The sequence below is a fragment of the Streptomyces rhizoryzae genome (genome assembly GCF_023155275.1).
In the GTDB taxonomy this organism is placed as follows: domain Bacteria; phylum Actinomycetota; class Actinomycetes; order Streptomycetales; family Streptomycetaceae; genus Streptomyces; species Streptomyces rhizoryzae.
In genome coordinates, this window is the sequence record NZ_JALMUV010000031.1 from 81,869 (window position 1) to 100,654 (window position 18,786).

Sequence of the window (18,786 nt, forward strand, 5' to 3'; positions counted from 1 at the left end):
GGCTCTGCGCACCCCTCTCCGTTCGGCATCCCAGGAAACGCCGTGGCAACGCGGCGTTGTATTCCGGAGGTTGACGCGTGTCCCGAAGACTTTCCGCTCTGGCCGTCACGTCGCTGCTCGCGGCCGGTGCACTGGCGGTGGCCACCGCCCCGGCCCAGGCCGCTCCCGCCGACAAGCCGCAGGTCCTGGCGGCGTTCACACAGACCGACGCGGGCAGCTACGGCACCTGGCTGGCCGCCCGCAACAATCAGGCGAAATGGGCCGCCTACGGTTTCGACTGGTCCACCGACTACTGCTCCAAGTCGCCGGACAACCCCTTCGGGTTCCCTTTCAAACTCTCCTGCGCGCGCCATGATTTCGGCTACCGCAACTACAAGAAAGCGGGCACGTTCTCCGCCAACAAGGCGCGGCTGGACAGCGCTCTCCACGCCGATCTCAAACGGGTCTGCGCGGGATATTCCGGCGCGAAGAAGACGTCGTGCGACGGGCTGGCCTGGACGTACTACGAGGCCGTGAAGAATCTCGGGAAGTAGGCCCGGCGGCGCTCCGGGGACCGGCCGGCGCCCGGCCGTCCCCGGAGTGCGGCGCCGCGACCGCTATGGCTGGCCGTCCGCGCCGTCGGGGCCGCCCGCGCCGTCCGCACCGCCCCGGCCGTCCGTGCCGTCCGTGCCGCTCGTCCGGTCGTAGGCCGACGTGCCCGCGTCCAGCAGCGGGCGCTGCTCCTTGAGGTGCGCGGGCGCCAGGGCCCGCAGGACGTGGTAGCCGGTGAGCACCACGATGGTGCCCAGGGCGATCCCGCCCAGTTCGAAGTGGCTGCCCAGGCGCAGGCTGACGCCGCCGATGCCGATGATGATGCCCGCGGCGACCGGGACGAGGTTGAGCGGATTGCGCAGGTCCACCTTGTTGTGCACCCAGATCTGGGCGCCCAGCAGGCCGATCATGCCGTAGAGGATGACCGTGATGCCGCCCAGCACCCCGCCGGGGATCGCGGCCACCACCGCGCCGAACTTCGGGCACAGCCCGAAGAGCAGCGCGAAGCCGGCGGCCGCCCAATAGGCCGCGGTGGAGTAGACCCGGGTCGCCGCCATCACGCCGATGTTCTCGGAGTACGTGGTGTTCGGCGGGCCGCCCAGGGCGGTGGAGAGCACCGAGGCCGCGCCGTCCGCGGAGATCGCGGTGCCGAGCTTGTCGTCCAGCGGATCGCCGGTCATCTCGCCGACCGCCTTGACGTGCCCGGCGTTCTCCGCCACCAGCGCGATCACCACGGGCAGCGCCACCAGCACCGCCGACAGCTGGAAGGTGGGGCCGTGGAAGGACGGCAGGCCGATCCAGTCCGCCGAGCCGACCGCGGAGAAGTCCAGCCGCCAGTGGTCGGTCACCCGGCCCGCGCCGTTCACCGAGTGGATCATGCCGAAGGCCCGGTCGAAGACCCAGGAGACCGCGTAGCCGAAGACCAGGCCGAGGAAGATCGCGATCCGCGACCAGAAGCCGCGCAGGCAGACCACCGCGAGTCCGGTGAACAGCATGGTCAGCAGCGCCACCCACTGGTCCTGGGGCCAGTACGTCCTGGCCGTCACCGGGGCGAGGTTGAAGCCGATCAGCATCACCACCGCGCCGGTGACCACCGGCGGCATCGCGGCATGGATGATCCGCGCCCCGAACCGCTGCACCGCCAGCCCGATCAGGAACAGCGCCACCCCGACCACCAGCACCGCGCCGGTGACCGTCGCACTGGTGCCGCCCTGCGCCCGGATGACCGCCGCCACCCCGACGAACGACAGCGAACAGCCGAGGTAGGAGGGCACTCGGCCGCGGGTGGCCAGCAGGAAGATGACCGTCGCGACGCCCGACATCATGATCGCGAGGTTGGGGTCGAGCCCCATCAGGACCGGGGCGACGAAACTCGCCCCGAACATCGCGACGACATGCTGGGCGCCCAGGCCCACCGTGCGCGGCCACGACAGCCGCTCGTCCGGTCGGACCACGGCACCGGGGGCCGGGTTGCGCCCGTCGCCGTGTACGGTCCAGCGCACACCGAGGCCCATTGCTGCTCCCGTTGTTCAGGTGTTGTTCACAGGGGGACGCGAAGCATTCTAAGCAGCCGCTTACGATGGGCCGGGCCGATCATGACCGGCCGGCCGGTGCCCCGCGCACCGGACCACGCCCCCCCGGAAAACCCCAGGAAGTACAGGAGCGCCACCCGTGAGTGTCGAACCCCTTCAGGCCGCCGGATCCGTCGCGTACGGGCAACTGGTCCCCGTCACCGTCCACTTCGACGACCTCGACGCGCTCGGCATGCTGCACAACGCCCGCTACCCGCTGCTGGTCGAGCGGGCCTGGGCCGAGTACTGGCACGGCTTCGGGTTCGGTTTCGACGGCGACTGGGCCGCCGCGGGCGACATGTGCAACGTCATCAAGGAGATGAAAGTCTCCTACGAGCGCCCGGTCACCCGCGCCGGCCGCTACGCCGCGCACCTCTGGGTCGAGCGCCTCGGCCGCACGGGGCTCACCTACGGCTTCCGGCTGTGCTCCGCCGACGGCACCGAGACGCACGCCCGCGGCCACCGGGTGCTGGTCCGCGTCGACCCGCAGACCTTCCGCCCCACGCCGTGGTCGGACCGGGCCCGCGCGATAGCCGCTGACCTGCTGCGGCCGGCGGACGCGCAGGAGGCCGGGGCCGACGCGGCCTGAGGCCCGTTCAGGAGCGCTCCAGGCCGCTGTCGGTGCCGCGGGCGGCGGCCGGTGCGCCGTGCGGCGCCGTACGGGACGGCACCCGCAGCACCCGCGCCCCCGCCACCAGCCCGCACGTCAGCACCGTGACCAGCGCGAACGACCCGGTCAGCGAGGTGGCCTGGGCGATTCCGCCGATCGCGGAGGGGGCGATCAGCCCGGAGGTGTAGGTGATCGTGGCCACCCCCGCGATCGCCTGGCTGGGCGCCGGCCCGCTGTGCCCGGCCGCCGCGAACGCCAGCGGGACCACCACCGCGATCCCCATGCCGACCAGCGCGAACCCGGCCAGCGCCGGGGCCGGCCGGCCCGCGGTGACGATCAGCAGCCCGCCGGCCGTGGCCAGCACCCCGCCCGCCCGGACCGTGCGCACCGGGCCGAAGCGGGCCACCACCCGGTCCCCGGCCAGCCGGGCCGCCGCCATCGTGCAGGAGAACGCCGTGGTGGAGGCGGCCGCCAGCCCGGCGTCGGTGCCCAGCCGGTCGTGGAGGTAGACCGCCGACCAGTCCAGCGCGGCACCCTCGGCGAACACCGCGCAGAACCCGATGGCGCCGATCACCAGCGCCGACCGGGGCGGCAGTGCGAAGCGCGGCGGCGGATGCTCCTCGGGGGCGGTGCGCAGGTCCAGGACGCCCTGGCAGGCCAGGGCGCCCAGCGCGGTCAGCACCAGGGCGGCGCCCGCGAGGTGCAGCCGGGCGTCGGTGCCGGTGTGCGCGGCGACGGTGCCGGCCGCCGACCCCAGCAGTGCGCCCGCGCTCCACATACCGTGCAGCCCCGACATGATCGGCCGGCCCAGCCGGTCCTCGGTCTGCACGCCCAGGGCGTTCATCGCCACGTCCGCGGTGCCCGAGGTGGCGCCGTAGACGAGCAGGGCGCCGCACAGCGTGAACAGGCCGGGGGAGAGGGCGGGCAGCGCCAGGGCCAGCGTCCACAGCGCGAGCAGGCCGCGCAGCGCGGTGCGGGTGCCGAAGCGGTGGCTGATCCGGCCGGCCAGCGGCATCGCCAGCGACGCGCCGATCGCGGGGAAGGCCAGGGCCAGCCCGAGCTGGCCGGGCGGGATGCCGGTGTGCTCCTGGATCCAGGGGATGCGGGTGGCGAAGGTGCCGGTGACCGAGCCGTGGACGAGGAAGACCGCGGCCACGGCCCAGCGGGCGCGGCGCAGGCGGCGGTGGGGGAGGGGAGGGTGCGGGGCGCGGGGGGTGGCGTCGGGGACGCCGTTGCCAGCCATGGCCCGGGAAACTATCAGGAACCCTGCCTGATAATAAGAGTGACGGCCCGTGCGAAGGGGAGGATCCAGCCATGCACGCACCGCGCGCGGCAGCCGCCGGCCGCACCGCCTCACCGGCCACCGCCCGGCAGATCAACGACCGGCTCGCCCTCCAACTCCTCCAGTCGGAAGGGCAGTTGACGGCCAGTCAGCTCAAGGAGCGGACCGGGCTCTCCCGGCCCACCGTCGCCGACCTGGTCGACCGGCTCACGGCGGCCGGGCTGATCGCGGTGGTCGGCGAGAGCGGCGACCGGCGCCGCGGACCCAACGCCCGCCTCTACGGCATCGTCGCCGACCGCGCCCACCTCCTCGGCCTCGACCTGCGCCCCGGCTCCGTCACGGTCGCGGTCGCCGACCTCCTCGGCCGGATCCGCGCGGAACGCACGGTCGCCGTGGACCCGCCCGGCCCCCCGCCCGCCCCGGCTCCACCGGGCGCCCCTGCCCCGCCCTCTCCCGGCGCCGCGCTCGCCACCGCGCTCGCCGCCGTCGACCGGACCCTGGCCGAGGCCGGTGCCACCGCCCCGCACACCCTCGCCGTCGGCGCGCCGGGCCTGGTCGACCCGGCCACCGGCCGGCTCGGCGGCACCACCCCCGCCTGGCACGACGCGCTGATCGGCGCCCTGCGCGACCGGCGGGCCGGCACGCTGCTGCTGGAGAACGAGGTCAACCTCGCCGCCCTGGCCGAACAGCGCGACGGCGCGGCCCGGGACCGCGACACCTTCGTCCTGCTCTGGCTCGGCCAGGGCACCGGCGCCGCGGTCGTCCTGGACGGGACGCTGCGGCGCGGCGCCTCCGGGGGTGCCGGCGAGATCGGCTTCCTGCCGGTCCCCGGCACCGGCGGGCTGCCCTCCGCCGACGGCTGCGACGGCGGCTTCCACTCGCTGGCCGGCTCCGCCGCGATCTGCCGGCTCGCCGCCGCCCACGGCCTGCCGGCCGTCACCGCCGACCCGGCCGCCACCGCCGGTCCGGGGCGCGCCGGTGCGCCGCCCGCCGAGGACCTGGTCCGCGCCGCCCCGGCCGCCGGCCCCGCCGGTGCCGCGTTCCTCGACGCGCTGGCCGCCCGGATCGCGCTGGGCGCGGCGGGTGTGTGCGCGGTGCTGGACCCCGGGTGCGTCGTCCTGGGCGGCGAGATCGGCTCGGCCGGCGGCGCGCCGCTGGCCACCCGCGTCGCCGGACACCTCGCCCGCCTCTCGCCGCTGCGCACCGACGTCCGCCCCGGTACGGTCGGCGGCCGCGCGGTCCTCCTCGGCGCCGTCCACGCGGCCCGCGACGCCGCCCAGGACGCCCTCTTCCCGCCGAGCGCCTGAACCGTCCCGGCACCCCCGGGCGGGTCCCAACTGCCGTACCACCGGCGGCCGTTCACCCCCGCCCGGGGACCCTCTCCGCCAGGAACGCGGCGTAGGTGCGGCGGCCGTCCGGGTGGTCGGGGACGAGGTTCTCGCCGCGGCGCAGGGCCGCGGCGGTGGGGCCGGGGAGCGGGACGGGCAGCAGGAGGCGGCGGCGCGCGGCCGCGGTCAGGGTCATACGGACCAGGTCGCGGGCTCCCAGGATCTCCGGGCCGCCCATGTCGGTGACCCGGCCGGAAGGGGCGGCGAGGGACAGGCCGGCCAGGCGGTCGGCCACCTCACCGGCGTCCACGGGCTGGAAGCGGAGGCCCGCCGGCACCGGGACCACCGGGGAGCGGGCGCCCGCCCTGACCAGCCCCAGCAGCAGATCGTGGAACTGCGTCGTCCGCAGCACCGTCCAGCCGGTCCCGGACTCCGCCACCAGCCGCTCCACGGCGAGCTTGGCGCGGTAGTAGCGCAACGGGATCCGGTCCACGCCCACGATCGAGATGTAGACCAGGTGCCGGACGCCGCCGGCCCGGCGCACCGCCTCGACCAGGTGCCCCGCCGCCTCGACGTCGCCGCCCGCGGGCGTGGAGGCGCAGTGCACCACCGTGTCCACGCCCGCCAGCGCCTCCGGCAGCCCGGCGCCGTCGCGCAGATCGACCGCGTACGAGCGCAGCCCGGGCCGCGCGGGGCCGGTGTGCGGGTGGCGGCTCAGCGACCGCACGCGGTGGCCGCCGGCCAGCAGCCGGCCGACCAGGGCGCGGCCGAGGGTGCCGGTGCCGCCGGTGACGAGGATGTCCTGCGCGGGTGTCATCGCGGTTCCGTCCTTGGGGTGAGGGGTTTCCGCAGGGGAGGGGATCCCGTGCGGGGCAGGGAGTTCGTGCCGTCCCCATGACGGGACGGGGCGCGCGGATGTGACAGACGGCGCGCGCGGGGGCTGTGAGACAGCCCACAGGGCGTCGCTCGCATGGCCGATGACCGGCCGTGGCAGACTGGGGCTGTACTGACACAAGCAGCAGCGCACTCCGGGGTCGGTGTAATTCCGAACCGGCGGTAACAGTCCGCGACCCGTCCGCAGCCAGCGGCCGGTTGAGCAGGTGGAATTCCTGCACCGACGGTGAAAGTCCGGATGGGAGGCAGTGCGCGGCGGGCGTGTCCGGAGTACACCGCCGTTCGGCGGCGCGGCCGGTCGTTTCCTCGTCCGGACGGGCCTTTTCCGTTCCGGTTCCCGGTGTCCTCGCGGGCAGTCGTCCGCTTCTGTCGTTCCGACAGCCCCGGAGTCCGTGCCCGAAGAGGCAGGAGGACCCGGTGGCCACCCCAGCCCCCGCAGAGATCACGGCGATGCGCCGGGCCATCGAGCTCGCCGCCCGCGGCCTCGGTCACACCAGCCCCAACCCGGTCGTCGGCTGCGTCGTCCTGGACTCCGCGGGACGCCCCGCGGGCGAGGGCTGGCACCGGCGCGCCGGCGGACCGCACGCCGAGATCCACGCCCTGCGCGCCGCCGGTGAACGGGCCCGCGGCGGCACGGCCGTGGTCACCCTCGAACCCTGCAACCACACCGGCCGCACCGGCCCCTGCGCCCAGGCGCTGATCGACGCCGGGATCGCCCGCGTCGTCTACGCCGTCCCCGACCCCAACCCCACCGCCACCGGCGGCGCGGTGACGCTGGCCGCGGCCGGTGTCGACGTGGTCGGCGGACTGCTCGCCGACGAGGCCGCGGCCGGCAACGAAGCCTGGCTGACCTCGGTGCTGCGCGGCCGCCCGTTCGTCCTGTGGAAATACGCCGCCACCCTGGACGGCCGGATCGCCGCCGCCGACGGCACCAGCCGCTGGATCTCCTCCCCGGAGTCCCGCGCCGACGCGCACCGGCTGCGGGCCGCCGCGGACGCCGTCGTCGTCGGCTCCGGCACCGCCCGCGCCGACGACCCGCAGCTCGGCGTCCGGATCGCCGGGGCCGGCGCCGGGGAGATCAGCCCGCCGCTGCGGGTGGTCGTGGACTCCGGCGCCACCGCCGTCAAGCCCGGCGCCCGCGTCCTGGACGGCACCGCGCCGACCCTGATCGCGGTCGCCGAGGACGCCGACACCGGCCATCTCGACGGGCTCGTCCCGGTGGTGCGGCTGCCCCGCGCCCCCCAGGGGCGCGGCCTGTCCCTCCCCGCCCTGCTCCAGGCCCTGCACGACCGCGAGGTGCGGTCGGTGCTGCTCGAAGGCGGGCCCACGCTCGCCGGGGCCTTCCTCGCCGCCGGCGCCGTCGACAAGGTCGTCGGCTATCTGGCCCCGGTGCTGCTCGGCGCCGGCCCGGCCGCCGTCGGCGAGGCCGGAATCACCACCATCGCCCAGGCGTTGCGGCTCGATGTGACCGACACCGTCCGGCTCGGCCCCGATCTGCGGATCACCGCCGTCCCCGCCCGCCCCGCCCGTCCCGAGGAGAACTGAGTGTTCACCGGAATCGTCGAAGAACTGGGTGAGGTCGTCGCCGCCGACATCCTCGGCGACAGTCCCCCCGCCACCGCTGGGGGTGCCCCCGGTCGCTCCGCCCGTTTCCGCCTGCGCGGCCCCGTCGTCACCGAAGGCGCCAAGCACGGTGACTCGATCGCCGTCAACGGCGTCTGCCTGACGGTCGTGGAGACCGGCGACGGCGAGTTCACCGCCGATGTGATGGCCGAGACCCTCGACCGCTCCAGCCTCGGCGCGCTGGCCGCCGGCTCCCGGGTCAACCTGGAGCGGCCGATGGCCCTCGGCGGACGGCTCGGCGGCCACCTCGTCCAGGGCCACGTCGACGGCACCGGCACCATCGTCGAGCGCACCCCCGGCGAGCACTGGGAGCTGGTGCGGATCGCACTGCCGGCCCGCCTGGCCCGCTACGTCGTCGAGAAGGGCTCCATCACCGTCGACGGCGTCAGCCTCACCGTCGTGGACGCCGGCGACGACGACTTCACCGTCAGCCTGATCCCCACCACCCTCGCGCTGACCACGCTCGGCCTCAAGCAGCCCGGCGACCCGGTCAACCTGGAGGTGGACGTGCTCGCCAAGTACGTCGAGCGGCTGCTCGACCGGGGCGCGCAGGACACCGCCGGCGGCCTCGCGGAGCGTGCGGGGACGGACCGGTGAACCTCCTGCACTGGCTCAACGGCCCGGCGTTCACCGCCTTCGGACAGCACGTCATCTGGTCCGACATGATCGGCAACACCATCGGCCTGGCCGCGCTGGCGCTCGGCTGGCGCCGCTCGATATGGACCTGGCCGGCCCAGTTCCTCTCCGGCGTCATCCTCGTCGCCGCCTACGCCTCCGCCCACCTCAGCGGCGGTGTCGGCAAGCAGCTGCTGGTCATCGGGGTGGCGGTGTGGGGCTGGCGGCAGTGGCAGCGCGGCCGCCGGCAGGCCCAGGACGGCTCGATCGCCGTACGGTTCGCCGGCTGGCGCGAGCGCGGTGTGCTGATCGCCGGTACCGCCGTCGGCACCCTCGCCGTCGGCGGCCTGTTCACCCTGCTCCCGCAGCTGTCCTGGAACCCCTGGCCGGACGCCTACATCTTCGTCGGCACCCTCGCCGCGATGGTCGCCCAGGCGCGCGGGCTGGTCGAGTTCTGGTTCGCCTGGCTGCTGGTGGACGTGGTCGGCGTGCCGCTCGCCTTCAGCAGCGGCCTGGCCTTCTCCGGCCTCGTCTACGTCGTCTACCTCGCCCTCGTCGCCTGGGGCATGCGCGACTGGTGGCTCCGCTCGCGGGCCGCCGCCGTCGCGGAGCGCTCCGCACTGGAAGGAGCCGCGGCATGACCGCACTACAGAGCTGGTACGGCGCCACCGACGCCGACGAGCTGACCCTCGACCCGGTCGAACGGGCCCTGGCCGACATCGCCGCCGGCCGCCCCGTCGTCGTGGTGGACGACGCGGACCGCGAGAACGAGGGCGACCTGATCGTCGCGGCCGAGAAGGCCACCCCGGAGATCGTCGCGTTCATGATGAGCGAGTGCCGCGGCCTGATCTGCGCCCCCATGGAGGGTGCCGAGCTGGACCGGCTCGACCTCCCGCAGATGGTCGCGCGCAACACCGAGTCGATGGGCACCGCCTTCACCGTCTCGGTCGACGCCACCGCCGCGCACGGCGTGACCACCGGCATCTCCGCCGCGGACCGTGCCACCACCCTGCGGCTGCTGGCCTCCGGCGCCGCGGGGGCCGGCGACTTCGTCCGGCCCGGCCACATCTTCCCGCTGCGCGCCCGGCCCGGCGGCGTCCTGGCCCGGCCCGGCCACACCGAGGCCGGGGTGGACCTGGCCCGGCTCGCCGGACTCCGCCCGGCCGCCGCCATCGTGGAGATCGCCGGCGAGGACGGCACCATGCTGCGGCTGCCCGAGCTGGTCCCGTTCGCCCGCAAGCACGGCCTGTCGATCATCTCCATCGAGGACCTGGCCGCCTACCGCCGCACCGCCGAACCGACCGTCCGCCGCGAGGCCGCCACCCACCTGCCCACCGCGTTCGGCGACTTCACCGCGTACGGCTACCGCTCCACGGTCGACGGCGTCGAGCACATCGCCCTGGTCGCCGGCGACCTCGGCGACGGCGAGGACGTTCTGGTGCGGGTCCACTCCGAGTGCCTGACCGGCGATGTCTTCCACTCGCTGCGCTGCGACTGCGGTCCGCAGCTCCAGGAGTCGCTGCGCCGGATCAGCGAGGCCGGCCGCGGGGTGGTGGTCTACCTCCGCGGCCACGAGGGCCGCGGCATCGGCCTGCTGTCCAAGCTGCGCGCCTACGAGCTCCAGGAGCGCGGCCGGGACACCCTCGACGCCAATCTGGAGCTGGGCCTGCCCGCCGACTCGCGGGACTACGGCGCCGGCGCCCGGATGCTCCGAGACCTCGGCGTCCGCTCCCTGCGCCTGCTGACCAACAACCCCGAGAAGACCGCCGCCCTGGCCCGGCACGGCCTGACCGTCACCGCCCGCGAGCCGATGCCCGTCCAGGCCGGCGAGCACAACCTGCGGTACCTGCGCACCAAGCGCGACCGGATGGGGCACGACCTGCCCTGGCTCGACCCCGCGGGCCGCACCGACCGCACGGCCACCACCTGCGGCGACCAGTAACCACCACCGTCAGCCAAGCACCGGCACATCACCCGTACGAGGAGAAGCATGAGCGGCAAGGGCGCACCCGAACTGACCGTGAAGAACTGCGGCGACCTGCGGGTGGCCGTGATCGCCGCGCAGTGGCACCAGCAGGTCATGGACGGCCTGGTGGACGGCGCACTGCGGGCGCTGGCCGAGCTGGGCATCGACGAGCCGACGCTGCTGCGGGTGCCGGGCACCTTCGAGCTGCCGGTGGTCGCCAAGGTCCTGGCCGGCCGCGGCTACGACGCGGTGGTCGCGCTCGGCGTGGTCATCCGGGGCGGCACCCCGCACTTCGACTACGTCTGCCAGGGCGTCACCCAGGGCCTGACCCAGGTCGCGGTGGACACCGGCGTCCCGATCGGCTTCGGCGTGCTGACCTGCGACACCGAGGGGCAGGCGCTGGACCGCGCCGGCCTGCCGGGCTCCGCCGAGGACAAGGGCCACGAAGCGGTCACCGCCGCGGTCGCCACCGCCGCCACGCTCCGCACCGTCGCCGAGCCCTGGCGCTGACGGAAGGGGGTGACCGCGTAGGGTAGGCGGCATCATGTCCAAGAAGACGTTCGAGGAGCTCTTCGCCGAGCTCCAGCAGAAGGCCGCCACCGGCGACCCCGCCACCTCCCGCACCGCCGAACTGGTGCAGGCCGGTGTCCATACGATCGGCAAGAAGATCGTCGAGGAGGCCGCCGAGGTGTGGATGGCCGCGGAGTACGAGTCCGACGATGCCGCCGCCGAGGAGATCTCGCAGCTCCTCTACCACCTCCAGGTGCTGATGGTCGCCAAGGGCATCTCCCTCGACGACGTCTACGCCCACCTCTGACCCCCCCCCCCCCCCGCACTCCCCAACTCCCTTACCTGCAAAGGAAATCGCTCTCATGCTGCGCATCGCTGTCCCCAACAAGGGTTCACTGTCCGAGCCTGCGTCGGCGATGCTCCATGAGGCCGGGTACCGCCAGCGCAAGGACCGCCGGGAACTGGTCCTGGTCGACGCCGAGAACGAGGTCGAGTTCTTCTTCCTGCGCCCCCGCGACATCGCGGTCTACGTCGGCTCCGGCAAGCTCGACATCGGCATCACCGGCCGCGACCTGCTGCTGGACTCCGGCTCGCCGGCCGAGGAGATCCTCCAGCTCGGCTTCGCCGGCTCCACGTTCCGCTACGCCACCCGCCCCGGCACGGCCAAGGACGTCAGCGAGTTCGGCGGGATGACCATCGCCACCTCCTTCTCCGGCCTGGTCACCAAGCACCTCGCAGACAACGGCGTGGACGCCTCCGTCGTCCACCTCGACGGCGCGGTGGAGACCGCCATCCAGCTCGGCGTCGCCGAGATCATCGCCGATGTCGTGGAGACCGGCACCACGCTGCGCAACGCCGGCCTGGAGATCATCGGCGAGCCGATCCTGAAGTCCGAGGCCGTGGTCATCCGCGGCACCGGCGCCCCCGACGACGACCCGAAGGTCCGCCAGTTCCTGCGCCGCATGCAGGGCGTCCTGGTGGCCCGCCGGTACGTGATGATGGATTACGACATCCGGGTCGAACAGGTCGAGAAGGCCGTGGCGCTCACCCCGGGCCTGGAGTCCCCGACCGTCTCCCCGCTCCACCACGAGGGCTGGGTCGCGGTCCGCTCCATGGTCCCCTCCAAGGACGCCCAGCGCATCATGGACGAGCTCTACGACCTCGGCGCCCGCGCCATCCTGACCACCGGCATCCACGCCTGCCGGCTCTGACGCCCCGTCCGCCCGCCACCCCACCCACGGAAGAACGCCACGTGTCCGCGCCCGCGTCCCCCGAGTCCCCGCTGCCCGGCCTGCCGGTGACCTTCCGGCCGACCCGTACCCGGGCCGTCCTGTGCACCGTCGGCATCGCCCAGCTCGCCGCCCTCACCGCGATCGCGGTGCTGCTGCCGGAGCTGAGCGGCGGCGAGCGGATCAGCTTCGTGGCCACCGGGGTGCTGGTGGGCGCCGTCCTCCTGCTGCTCAGCCGCCCCAAGGTGGTCGCGCGGCAGGAGGGCGTCACGGTCGTCAACCTCACCACCCGGCGCGAGCTGGCCTGGGCCCAGGTCCTGCGCGTCAACCTCCGGGCCGGCGACCCGTGGGTCCATCTGGACCTGGCCGACGGCACCAGCCTGCCGGCGATGGGCATCCAGCCCGGCATCGCCCGCGACCAGGCCATCCGCGACGCCCGCGCGCTGCGCGACCTCGTCGAGATCCACGGTGCCGTCGACCACACGGCCCGCTGACCCTGCCCCAACGCGGGTCCCGCTGTTTACTCTGTTCTCCGGGACGCACCCGCGCCCCGCCCCCCAAGGGGACCCAACGACCCGAGGAGTGACTCCCTCCGGCAATGGACGGATCGTCCTGTAGTACCTGCGCCGCCCCTCCCCGACCCCCGCACACCACGGAGGCGGCGGCATGACCGGCCCCCTGCTGCTCCTCCTTGCGGCACTCGCGCTCATCCTGGCCAACGGCTTCTTCGTGGCCGCCGAGTTCGGCCTCGTCACCGTCGAGAAGGCGGACGCCGAACGGGCCGCTGACGGCGGCGACCGCCGGGCCCGCACCGTCGTGGCCGCCCTGCGGGAACTCTCCTTCCAGCTCTCCGGCACCCAACTGGGCATCACCATCACCTCCTTGGTGGTCGGTATGCTCGCCGAGCCCGCGCTGGCCGAACTGCTGTCCGGACCGCTGCGCGCCCTCGGCCTGCCCCAGGGCGCCGTCCCGGGCATCGCGGTGGTCATCGGCATGCTGGTGGCCTCCGCCGTCCAGATGGTCGTCGGCGAACTGGTGCCCAAGAACTGGGCGGTCTCCAAGCCGCTCCAGGTCGCCCGCTTCGTCGCCGGGCCGCAGGACGCGTTCTCCCGCTTCTTCCGGCCGGTGATCACCCTGCTGAACACCGTCGCCAACCGCCTGGTCCGCGCCCTGGGCGTGGAGCCGACCGACGAACTGGCCTCCGCCCGCACCCCCGGCGAGCTGGTCTCCCTGGCCCGGCACTCCGCCCGGGCCGGCGCCATCGAGCAGGACACCGCGGACCTCTTCGTCCGCACCCTCTCGCTCGGCGGCCTCACCGCGGAGAACGTCATGACGCCCCGCGTCCGGGTCAGCGCCCTCCAGGCGAACGCCACCGCCGAGGACGTCGTCAACCTCACCCGCGCCACCGGCCTGTCCCGCTTCCCCGTCTACCGCACCCGGCTCGACGAGATCGTCGGCATGGTCCACCTCAAGGACGCGCTGGCCGTACCGGCCGAGGAGCGGCTGCGCACCCCGGCCGCGCGGATCGCCGTACCGCCGCTGCTGGTGCCCGAGACCCTGCCCGTCCAGCCGCTGCTGGAACGGCTGCGCAGCGAGCAGCCGATCGCCGTGGTCGTCGACGAGTACGGCGGCACCGCCGGAGTGGTGACCCTGGAGGACATCATCGAGGAACTCGTCGGCGAGGTCCGCGACGAGCACGACCGCGCGGCCCTGCCCGAGCTGGGCCAGGCCCCGCCCGAGGACGGCCGCCCCGCCTGGGACGCGGACGGCGGCTGCCGGGTGGACACCCTGCGCCGGATCGGCCTGGACGCCCCCGAGGGCCCGTACGAGACCGTCGCGGGACTGGTCGCCCACATACTCGGCCGGATCCCGGCCCCCGGCGACACCGCGGAACTGGACGGCTGGCGGCTGCGGGTGCGGCTGGTCGCCCACCACCGCGCCGAGCGGATACGGCTGGTCCGGCTGGCCCCCGCCGCGGCCACCGTCCCCGAAGCGGCCCGCGAGCGGGTCGCCGCCGGTGCGGAGGTGGCCCGGTGACCGTGGCTCAACTGCTCTTCGCGGTCCTGCTCGTCCTCGTCAACGGCTTCTTCGTCGGCGCCGAGTTCGCCCTGGTCTCGGTCCGCCGCAGCCAGATCGAACCGCTCGCCGTGCTGGGCTCCAAACGGGCCCGCCGGGTCCTGCACGGTCTGGAGAACCTCCCGCAGATGATGGCCGCCGCCCAGTTCGGCATCACCGTCTGCTCCCTGACGCTCGGCGCGGTCGCCGAGCCGACCGTCGCCGCCCTGCTGGAACCGCTCTTCGCGGCGGTCCACCTGCCCGCGGCCCTGATCCACCCGCTCGGCTACGCCATCGCCCTGGCCCTGGTGGTCTTCCTCCACCTGGTCATCGGCGAGATGGTCCCCAAGAACCTCGCGATGGCCGCGCCCGAGAAGACCGCCCTGTGGTTCAGCCCCGGCCTGGTCGCCTTCGCCCGGCTGTGCCGCCCGGTCACCGCGCTGCTCGGCGCACTGGCCCGCGGCGTGCTGCGGCTCTTCCGGGTCGAGCCCAAGGACGAGGTCGAGGCGGCCTTCACCAGCGAGCAGCTCACCCACCTCGTCGAGGACTCCGGCCAGGCGGGCCTGCTCGCCCCGGCCGAGCAGGAGCGGCTCTCCGACGCCCTGGAGCTGGGCAGCCGCCCGGTCACCGACGTCCTCCTGGACCGCGCCGGACTGATCACCGTCGACCCGACGGTGACCCCCCGCCAGGTCGAGGAGCTGACCGTGCGGACCGGCTACTCCCGCTTCCCGGTCTGCGCGCCGGGCGGCGCCTACATGGGCTATCTGCACGTCAAGGACGTCCTGGACCTGGAGGAACGGGACCGGGCGGTACCGCAGCGGATCTGGCACCCGATGACCACGCTGCGCGCCGAACTCCCGCTGGACGACGCGCTGACCGCGATGCGCCGGGCCGCCTCCCATCTGGCCGCGGTCGCCGACGCCACCGGCCGGGTGCTCGGCCTGGTCGCGCTGGAGGACGTGCTGGAGATGCTGGTCGGCGAGGTCCGCGACCCCGCGCACCGCACGGAGCCGACGGCCGGCCCGGCACCCCGGGAGACCGGCGCCCCGGCCCCCGCGCCGGCGGCCGCCGCACCGCATCCGCACAAGCCGCTGACCGCCGAGGACCCGGACCCGGCCCTGGCGGGCTGACCGGCTCACCGGAACGAACGGCCCACGGGGGCGCGCCGCAGCATCCGGCGCGCCCCCGCTCCTGTTGGCGCGCCCCCGCTCCCCGGTGGCGCGCCGGTGTCCGTGCGGGCCGCCCTACAGGTCCAGCCCCTTCGGCGGCGCCTGCGGATCCGGGCCGCGGCCCGACAGCACCTCGCCGTACGCCTGCATCAGGTCCGGCAGGCGCAGGGTGGCGAGGTCGTCGCGGGACGGGGTGCCCTGCCAGGTGGACAGCCGCAGGTCGCGGTAGGCGCAGCTCTTCTCGTACAGGGTGCGCAGGAAGCGGCCGTTGCCCAGTTCGTCGATCCAGCCCTGGTCGACGACGTGCCCGTTGATGCTGCACAGCTCCTCGCGGGCCTCCTCGTCCCAGCGGTCGCCGTTCTCCGCGGCCAGCACCTCGCCGATCTTGGTCAGCTCCAGCGGCCGGTAGCTGGGGAAGTCCACCCGGCTGGTGAACCGCGAGGACAGGCCCGGATTGGCGGCCAGCAGCCGGTCCATGCCCTCGGGGTAGCCGGCCAGGATCACCACCAGCCGGTCGCGGTTGTCCTCGGCCCGCTTCAGCAGCACCTGAAGCGCCTCGTCGCCGTACGCGTCGCCCTTGCTGTAGCCGGAGTTGGAGAGGCTGTATGCCTCGTCGACGAAGAGCACCCCGCCCAGCGCCGAGTCGATCAGCTCGTTCGCCTTCACCGCGGTCTGGCCGAGGAACTCGCCGACCAGATCCGCCCGCTGGGCCTCCACGAGATGGTCGCCGCCCAGCAGCCCCAGCGCGTAGAAGACCCGGCCGAGTATCCGCGCCACCGTCGTCTTGCCCGTGCCGGACGGGCCGGAGAAGACGAAGTGCCGTTTCGGGGGCGCCACCGGCAGGCCCTGGCCGGCCCGCAGCCGGGCCATCCGCAGCTGCGCCGAAAGCGCCCGTACGTGCCGTTTGACCGGTTCCATGCCGACCATCCGCTCCAGCTCCGCCAGCGCCTTCTCCAGCAGCACCGGATCGGCCGGACCGGCCGGCAGCAGTTCCCCGTCGCGCCGGCCCGCCGCCGTCGTCTTCACCCGGGCCGCCGCGCCGCCGTTCCCGCCGAGCCCGCCGGCCGGCCCCGGCTCCGGCACGTCCCCGGCCACCAGCAGCTCCCGGCCGTCCAGCGGGTCCAGCGGCGCCAGCGGATCGAGGTCGCCGCCGGCCTCCTGGGCCGGCCCCTGGACGGGGACCGCGGCCAGCCCGGCGCCCTCGTCCAGCCCGTCCGCCTCCGCGATCGCGGCCAGCCGCGCCGCGGTGTCCATGAACGCCGGGTCGACCCGGTGCACCGCGCGGTAGAGGGGGAGCGCGGCGGCGCTGCGGCCGGTGCCCTCGTAGGCGCGGGCGAGCCAGTACCGCAGCTCCTTGCGCTGCGGCTGCTCGCTGCGGCAGCGCATCAGCGCCGCCGCCAGCAGCGGCTCGGCCTGCCCGAACATCTCCAGCCGCACCCGCGCCATCCCGCCGAACAGGCCCGCCTCGATGCCCAGCACCGGGTCGCCGAGCAGCGGTTCGGTGTGCCGGACGAGCTGGTCCCAGTCCTTGACGAGGTAGGCGCGGCAGGCGTGCAGGAAGCGCACCTGGGGGTCGGTCTCCACCGGGGGGCAGCCGGCCAGCGCCTGGTCCAGCTCGGCGACATGGCGGCCGTCGAGCCAGTGGGAGGCGTGCGCCAGCAGCAGGTCGCGGCCGGTCTCCAGCACGGGCTGGACCCACCAGCCCAGCCAGTACCAGGAGTTGAGGGCGCGGCGGTGGCGGGTGCGCTGTTCACCGAAGCGGTCGCGGTGCTGGTGCATCCGCAGCAGGGCCATGGCGGTGTCGGCGCGCAGCGCGTGCAGGCCGAGCCAGGCGTCGGCCATCGTCGGATCGAGCCGGACCGCGGCCCGGAACTCCTCCTCGGCCTGGGGGTAGGCCCCCACGGTGTAGGCGTCGACCGCGCGCAGCCAGGCGAGTTCGGCCGGGGCGGGTGAACCCTGAGCGCCGACATCCATCCCGTCCCCCCACAAAACGTCCCCCCGTGGTGTACCACCGGACGTGTGCCGGCCGGGGAGCCACGGGCCGCTTCCGGCCCGTACCGAACCGGCGTGCGGCGGGCGGGAGTTGCCCTGCCGCGCACCCCGGACCGCCCCGCGGTGACACAGACTCGCATCGTACCTGCGCTGTCGGCGCGGACCGTAGAGGGCCGCACGAGGTGGCGGCGGGGGCGCGCGGGAGGGCGCACCGGCGCGAAGAGGGCGGTGACCCTGGGTGAGGGGGATGGGCCGTGAACGAGCGGCGCCGGAGGTGGTTTTACGCAGAACGAAGCCCCCGATCACGGGGGAACAACCGGGGGCTTCGCGTCTGCGCGCGGTCCGTTGAACCGCACATTGAGAACGTAAGTCCTGTACGCCCCCCAGGTCAAGCCGAGTTGGGGCACTCGGCGGGTCCCGGACGACAACTGTCGGCGTGTCAGCCATAACCGACTACGCAGGGTGAAAACCGGGCCCGCTCATGCCGTATGGCCCGGTCCCTCCCGCACCTCGTACCCCATCTGCCCCTGGAACACCAGGAGATCGGCGTACGGACGGGACGGATCCGCCGCGAAGTGCGCGCGCTCCGCCGGGATCCAGCCACCCCAGAACGCCGAGAGCCCAGGCCCGTCCCGGAGTTGGCCCCGTTCCCATGAATGCTCGCGCGCCAGTTCCATCCACAGCAGGCACGCGAGCGCCGGCCGCAGCGCCCGCCGTCCGGTGCCGACGCCCTCCACCAGCACCACCGGCGCCGGCGCCAGCTCCCGCTCGGCGGTGAACGCGCCGCGCCCCCAGTCGTAGATCCCGTGGCGCGCGGTCTCCCCCCGGGACAGCGGCGCCAGCACCTGCTCCCGGAACCGCTCGCTCCAGCCGAACAGCTCCTCGTGGGTCGCCAGGTCGTCGGTGTGCACCACCGGCGCCCCGCCGAGCGCCTCGGCCAGCCGCCCGGCGAAGGTGCTCTTCCCGGACCCCGCGTGCCCGTCCACCGCGACCAGCCGCACCGGCCCGCAGGACGGCGCGAGCGCACCCAGCCGCGCGGCGAGCGCGCGCAGAACGGGATCCGGGGCAGGGGTCATCCCACCAGCCTACGCGCCACTGGTCCACACCAATATTCCCCCGCGCGACGCGCCCCCCACCGCTTCCGAAGCCCGCCCCCACCGGACATAGTTGAGCCACCCGTGTCCACACCGAACCGGCTCACCACCGCCCTGCTGCCCGCCCCCGTCCCCCCTGCCGGCCCCTCCCGTGCTCGCGCTCTGCACCGGCCCGACCACTCCGGCGCCCCGATCCGGCCCCCCGTCGACGCACCTCCGCACCACCACCCCTCCGCCCCCCGCCCCCTCACGTAACGGCACCACCTCCAACCCCTCCCCGCCCGCACGCACTCCCGCACCCTCTTCCGCACCCACCA

General features: G+C 74.5%; 18 protein-coding genes and 1 riboswitch. Of the genes, 13 read left to right on the forward strand and 5 right to left on the reverse strand.

Features of this window, described 5'->3' with window-relative positions:
- Positions 1-77 precede the first annotated feature (77 nt).
- Positions 78-533 carry a phospholipase gene (locus MUU72_RS23270; RefSeq protein ID WP_248015307.1) on the forward strand — a complete coding sequence of 152 codons (456 nt, stop codon included), beginning with the start codon at positions 78-80 and terminating at the stop codon, positions 531-533.
- Positions 534-596: 63 nt separating this feature from the next.
- Here the strand turns inward: MUU72_RS23270 and MUU72_RS23275 are convergent, their stop codons facing one another.
- Positions 597-2,045 carry a uracil-xanthine permease family protein gene (locus tag MUU72_RS23275; RefSeq protein ID WP_248015308.1) on the reverse strand — a complete coding sequence of 483 codons (1,449 nt, stop codon included), beginning with the start codon at positions 2,043-2,045 and terminating at the stop codon, positions 597-599.
- 157 nt (positions 2,046-2,202) lie between these two features.
- On the opposite strand from MUU72_RS23275, the gene MUU72_RS23280 reads away from it, so the two are divergent.
- Positions 2,203-2,691 carry an acyl-CoA thioesterase gene (locus MUU72_RS23280; RefSeq protein ID WP_248015309.1) on the forward strand — a complete coding sequence of 163 codons (489 nt, stop codon included), beginning with the start codon at positions 2,203-2,205 and terminating at the stop codon, positions 2,689-2,691.
- Between the two features lie 7 nt (positions 2,692-2,698).
- Here MUU72_RS23280 and MUU72_RS23285 read toward each other — a convergent pair whose 3' ends face one another.
- Complete coding sequence (locus tag MUU72_RS23285; protein WP_248015310.1) at positions 2,699-3,955, reverse strand: MFS transporter; 1,257 nt, start codon at positions 3,953-3,955, stop codon at positions 2,699-2,701.
- Between the two features lie 71 nt (positions 3,956-4,026).
- On the opposite strand from MUU72_RS23285, the gene MUU72_RS23290 reads away from it, so the two are divergent.
- Positions 4,027-5,301, forward strand: a complete 1,275-nt coding sequence (locus MUU72_RS23290; RefSeq protein ID WP_248015311.1) for an ROK family transcriptional regulator — start codon at positions 4,027-4,029, stop codon at positions 5,299-5,301.
- Between the two features lie 52 nt (positions 5,302-5,353).
- Here the strand turns inward: MUU72_RS23290 and MUU72_RS23295 are convergent, their stop codons facing one another.
- Positions 5,354-6,139 carry an SDR family oxidoreductase gene (locus MUU72_RS23295; protein WP_248015312.1) on the reverse strand — a complete coding sequence of 262 codons (786 nt, stop codon included), beginning with the start codon at positions 6,137-6,139 and terminating at the stop codon, positions 5,354-5,356.
- Positions 6,140-6,341: 202 nt separating this feature from the next.
- A riboswitch (FMN riboswitch) is annotated at positions 6,342-6,472 on the forward strand.
- 194 nt (positions 6,473-6,666) lie between these two features.
- On the opposite strand from MUU72_RS23295, the gene ribD reads away from it, so the two are divergent.
- The 10 genes from ribD to MUU72_RS23345 all read left to right on the forward strand — a co-directional run bounded on the left by ribD (position 6,667) and on the right by MUU72_RS23345 (position 15,344).
- Complete coding sequence (gene ribD, locus MUU72_RS23300) at positions 6,667-7,761, forward strand: bifunctional diaminohydroxyphosphoribosylaminopyrimidine deaminase/5-amino-6-(5-phosphoribosylamino)uracil reductase RibD (protein WP_248015331.1); 1,095 nt, start codon at positions 6,667-6,669, stop codon at positions 7,759-7,761.
- Positions 7,762-8,436, forward strand: coding sequence for a riboflavin synthase (locus MUU72_RS23305; protein ID WP_248015313.1), 675 nt, complete (start codon positions 7,762-7,764; stop codon positions 8,434-8,436).
- On the forward strand, positions 8,433-9,095 hold the full coding sequence (locus MUU72_RS23310) for a nicotinamide mononucleotide transporter family protein (RefSeq protein ID WP_248015314.1): 663 nt from the start codon (positions 8,433-8,435) through the stop codon (positions 9,093-9,095). Before MUU72_RS23305 ends, MUU72_RS23310 begins: the two co-directional genes overlap by 4 nt.
- A complete protein-coding gene (locus MUU72_RS23315; RefSeq protein ID WP_248015315.1) occupies positions 9,092-10,396 on the forward strand; it encodes a bifunctional 3,4-dihydroxy-2-butanone-4-phosphate synthase/GTP cyclohydrolase II in 1,305 nt (434 codons plus the stop codon). The genes MUU72_RS23310 and MUU72_RS23315 overlap by 4 nt, the downstream gene beginning before the upstream one ends.
- Before the next feature lie 48 nt (positions 10,397-10,444).
- Positions 10,445-10,930, forward strand: coding sequence for a 6,7-dimethyl-8-ribityllumazine synthase (ribH, locus tag MUU72_RS23320; RefSeq protein WP_248015316.1), 486 nt, complete (start codon positions 10,445-10,447; stop codon positions 10,928-10,930).
- Positions 10,931-10,964: 34 nt separating this feature from the next.
- Positions 10,965-11,237, forward strand: a complete 273-nt coding sequence (locus MUU72_RS23325) for a phosphoribosyl-ATP diphosphatase (RefSeq protein ID WP_248015317.1) — start codon at positions 10,965-10,967, stop codon at positions 11,235-11,237.
- 55 nt (positions 11,238-11,292) lie between these two features.
- Positions 11,293-12,141, forward strand: coding sequence for an ATP phosphoribosyltransferase (hisG, locus tag MUU72_RS23330; protein ID WP_248015318.1), 849 nt, complete (start codon positions 11,293-11,295; stop codon positions 12,139-12,141).
- 41 nt (positions 12,142-12,182) lie between these two features.
- The gene (locus tag MUU72_RS23335; protein ID WP_248015319.1) at positions 12,183-12,653 is read left to right on the forward strand and encodes a PH domain-containing protein; all 471 of its coding nucleotides are present in this window, start codon (positions 12,183-12,185) and stop codon (positions 12,651-12,653) included.
- 172 nt (positions 12,654-12,825) lie between these two features.
- Positions 12,826-14,196, forward strand: a complete 1,371-nt coding sequence (locus MUU72_RS23340) for a hemolysin family protein (protein ID WP_248015320.1) — start codon at positions 12,826-12,828, stop codon at positions 14,194-14,196.
- Complete coding sequence (locus tag MUU72_RS23345; RefSeq protein ID WP_248015321.1) at positions 14,193-15,344, forward strand: hemolysin family protein; 1,152 nt, start codon at positions 14,193-14,195, stop codon at positions 15,342-15,344. Before MUU72_RS23340 ends, MUU72_RS23345 begins: the two co-directional genes overlap by 4 nt.
- A 114-nt stretch (positions 15,345-15,458) precedes the next feature.
- Here the strand turns inward: MUU72_RS23345 and MUU72_RS23350 are convergent, their stop codons facing one another.
- Complete coding sequence (locus MUU72_RS23350) at positions 15,459-17,357, reverse strand: AAA family ATPase (RefSeq protein ID WP_248015322.1); 1,899 nt, start codon at positions 17,355-17,357, stop codon at positions 15,459-15,461.
- A gap of 497 nt (positions 17,358-17,854) precedes the next feature.
- Complete coding sequence (locus MUU72_RS23355; RefSeq protein WP_248015323.1) at positions 17,855-18,451, reverse strand: uridine kinase family protein; 597 nt, start codon at positions 18,449-18,451, stop codon at positions 17,855-17,857.
- Positions 18,452-18,786: the final 335 nt, after the last annotated feature.

Coding starts and splice junctions, on each gene's coding strand:
- MUU72_RS23275 (WP_248015308.1), bottom strand. CDS start 2,045: ATGGGCCTCGGTGTGCGCTGGACCGTACACGGCGACGGGCGCAACCCG.
- MUU72_RS23285 (WP_248015310.1), bottom strand. CDS start 3,955: ATGGCTGGCAACGGCGTCCCCGACGCCACCCCCCGCGCCCCGCACCCT.
- MUU72_RS23290 (WP_248015311.1), top strand. CDS start 4,027: ATGCACGCACCGCGCGCGGCAGCCGCCGGCCGCACCGCCTCACCGGCC.
- MUU72_RS23295 (WP_248015312.1), bottom strand. CDS start 6,139: ATGACACCCGCGCAGGACATCCTCGTCACCGGCGGCACCGGCACCCTC.
- ribD (WP_248015331.1), top strand. CDS start 6,667: ATGCGCCGGGCCATCGAGCTCGCCGCCCGCGGCCTCGGTCACACCAGC.
- MUU72_RS23315 (WP_248015315.1), top strand. CDS start 9,092: ATGACCGCACTACAGAGCTGGTACGGCGCCACCGACGCCGACGAGCTG.
- ribH (WP_248015316.1), top strand. CDS start 10,445: ATGAGCGGCAAGGGCGCACCCGAACTGACCGTGAAGAACTGCGGCGAC.
- MUU72_RS23325 (WP_248015317.1), top strand. CDS start 10,965: ATGTCCAAGAAGACGTTCGAGGAGCTCTTCGCCGAGCTCCAGCAGAAG.
- hisG (WP_248015318.1), top strand. CDS start 11,293: ATGCTGCGCATCGCTGTCCCCAACAAGGGTTCACTGTCCGAGCCTGCG.
- MUU72_RS23340 (WP_248015320.1), top strand. CDS start 12,826: ATGACCGGCCCCCTGCTGCTCCTCCTTGCGGCACTCGCGCTCATCCTG.
- MUU72_RS23350 (WP_248015322.1), bottom strand. CDS start 17,357: ATGGATGTCGGCGCTCAGGGTTCACCCGCCCCGGCCGAACTCGCCTGG.
- MUU72_RS23355 (WP_248015323.1), bottom strand. CDS start 18,451: ATGACCCCTGCCCCGGATCCCGTTCTGCGCGCGCTCGCCGCGCGGCTG.